The sequence below is a fragment of the Priestia sp. P5_B4 genome, from assembly GCF_056400385.1.
Genome location: NZ_JBFULJ010000711.1, coordinates 1 through 1971, shown reverse-complemented (window position 1 = coordinate 1971; position 1971 = coordinate 1). Strand labels below are relative to the sequence as shown.

Below are 1971 nucleotides of genomic sequence, written 5' to 3'. Positions count from 1 at the left end.
TCAATCCTTAGAAACTCTCATCATCTTAAAAAATATCTCGTTTCGTATGCTCATATATCTGAATCATTTGTTTAGCACGATCGTATAAAATTTCGCCGCTGGGTGTGATTTTTAACATTTTAGGTGAACGCAGGAACAGGGAAGTTTGAAATTCTTTTTCAAGATTTTTGATGTGTACGCTTACGCTTGGCTGTGAAATCATTAACTTTTCCGCAGCTTTTGTAAAGCTTTGCTCTTCTACAACAGAAACAAACGTCTTTAACGCATCATAGTACATAGAGTATGGCTCCTTTTATATTAAAAAAATTAATTATAAACATTATAAAACATTACTATTGTAATAACTAGAGGTACTTGGTTAAGACAAACAAAACGAGGTGCTGACTTAAAGGAGTATTTTGGCTTATAACGAAGGCAACACACGCAATTTATTTACAGTTATTTGCATTTATCCTATAAAGCTATTAAATACTTTTTTGTCATCATTTTGTAACAAAAGTAAAAAAAGTACTTGTTTTTTCCAGAAAACATACTATAATATTAACTGTAATACGATCAGTAATACAGTTAATACACCTAGTACACACATCATGATTTTTGGTAGATGAAGGGAGGCAGACTATGTTCGATTTAGATATTCGTAGTCGCAAGCCGATATACGAGCAATTAGTAGATAAATTGAAAGAGCTTATTATTCATGAAGTCTTTAAGGCCGATCAAAAGCTTCCATCTGTTCGGCTGTTAGCAAAAGAATTAACGATTAATCCAAATACAATTCAAAAAGCGTATCGTGAACTAGAACATCAGAATTATATTTATTCAGTTCCAGGCAAAGGAAGTTTTGTAACGCCTCAAGTTGATACACTAAATAACGAGAAGGTGAAAAAGATGAAAGAAGAATTAGTAAAACTGTTGGCAGAAGCTATGTATTTAGGGATGGATAAAGATGAAATTCTATCACTTATTTCACAGGCTGAAAAAGCAGTAAAAGGAGGAAGCGATAGTGATTGAACTGAAGGCGATAAAAAAAGAGTTTGAAGAAATGGAAGCTCTAAGAGACGTCACGCTTTCTATAAAAAAAGGATCTATTTACGGACTGCTTGGCTCGAACGGGGCAGGGAAAACAACGCTATTAAAAATCATTGCAGGTATTTACAAGCAAGATCACGGAAAAATTGCCATAGACGGTGAGGAAGTATTTGAAAACGTTGGCTTAAAAGAACGTCTTATTTTTATGCCAGATTCTCTTTATTTTTTCCCTCAAACAACGATTAAGCAATTAGCGTCTTTTTATAGAAGCGTCTATCCGACTTGGAACGAAGAGCGGTTTCAAAAATTAAAAGAAGCTTTCCCAATTCAATTACATAAAAAAGTACACAGAATGTCCAAGGGAATGCAGCGTCAAGTAGGTTTTTGGTTAGCGCTGTCTGCTATGCCTGATGTACTTATCTTAGATGAGCCGCTCGATGGGTTAGATGCGGTAATGCGTCAAAAAATTAAAAACCTTCTTGTCCAAGACGTGGCAGAACGGGAAATGACGATTTTAATTTCATCACATAACTTACGAGAAGTGGAAGATCTTTGTGATCATGTAGGCATCTTGCATCACGGTCAATTATTAATTGAAAAAGAACTGGATGATTTAAAATCAGACGTGCACAAAATTCAAGTTGCATTTGAAGGAGATGTGCCGCTAGCGCTTTACGACACGCTGGACATTTTATATCAAGAAAAACGAGGAAGCGTCTTGCTTTGTATTGTTCGAGGAAAAGAAAATCACTTAGTCAACAAAGTTCGATCGTATAAGCCTTTAATTTTTGACATCTTGCCACTTACGCTGGAAGAAATCTTTATTTATGAAATGGGGGATGTGGGTTATGCAATCGAAAACATCATCGTTTAACCGCGGCATGTGGATTCAATCCATGAGAAACGTGGGATGGATTGGGCTTGTCTACTTGTTAGTACTAC

At 35.6% G+C, this 1971-nt stretch carries 2 protein-coding genes and 1 pseudogene; 2 read left to right on the top strand and 1 reads right to left on the bottom strand.

Annotated elements, in window-relative coordinates; translation table 11 throughout:
• Positions 1–28 precede the first annotated feature (28 nt).
• A pseudogene (locus AC1DRF_RS25035) lies at positions 29–277 on the bottom strand (LysR family transcriptional regulator); the annotation flags it as partial.
• A gap of 344 nt (positions 278–621) precedes the next feature.
• On the opposite strand from AC1DRF_RS25035, the gene AC1DRF_RS25030 reads away from it, so the two are divergent.
• Positions 622–1011 carry a GntR family transcriptional regulator gene (locus tag AC1DRF_RS25030; protein ID WP_013083081.1) on the top strand — a complete coding sequence of 130 codons (390 nt, stop codon included), beginning with the start codon at positions 622–624 and terminating at the stop codon, positions 1009–1011.
• A complete protein-coding gene (locus AC1DRF_RS25025; protein WP_048020984.1) occupies positions 1004–1903 on the top strand; it encodes an ABC transporter ATP-binding protein in 900 nt (299 codons plus the stop codon). Before AC1DRF_RS25030 ends, AC1DRF_RS25025 begins: the two co-directional genes overlap by 8 nt.
• Positions 1904–1971: the final 68 nt, after the last annotated feature.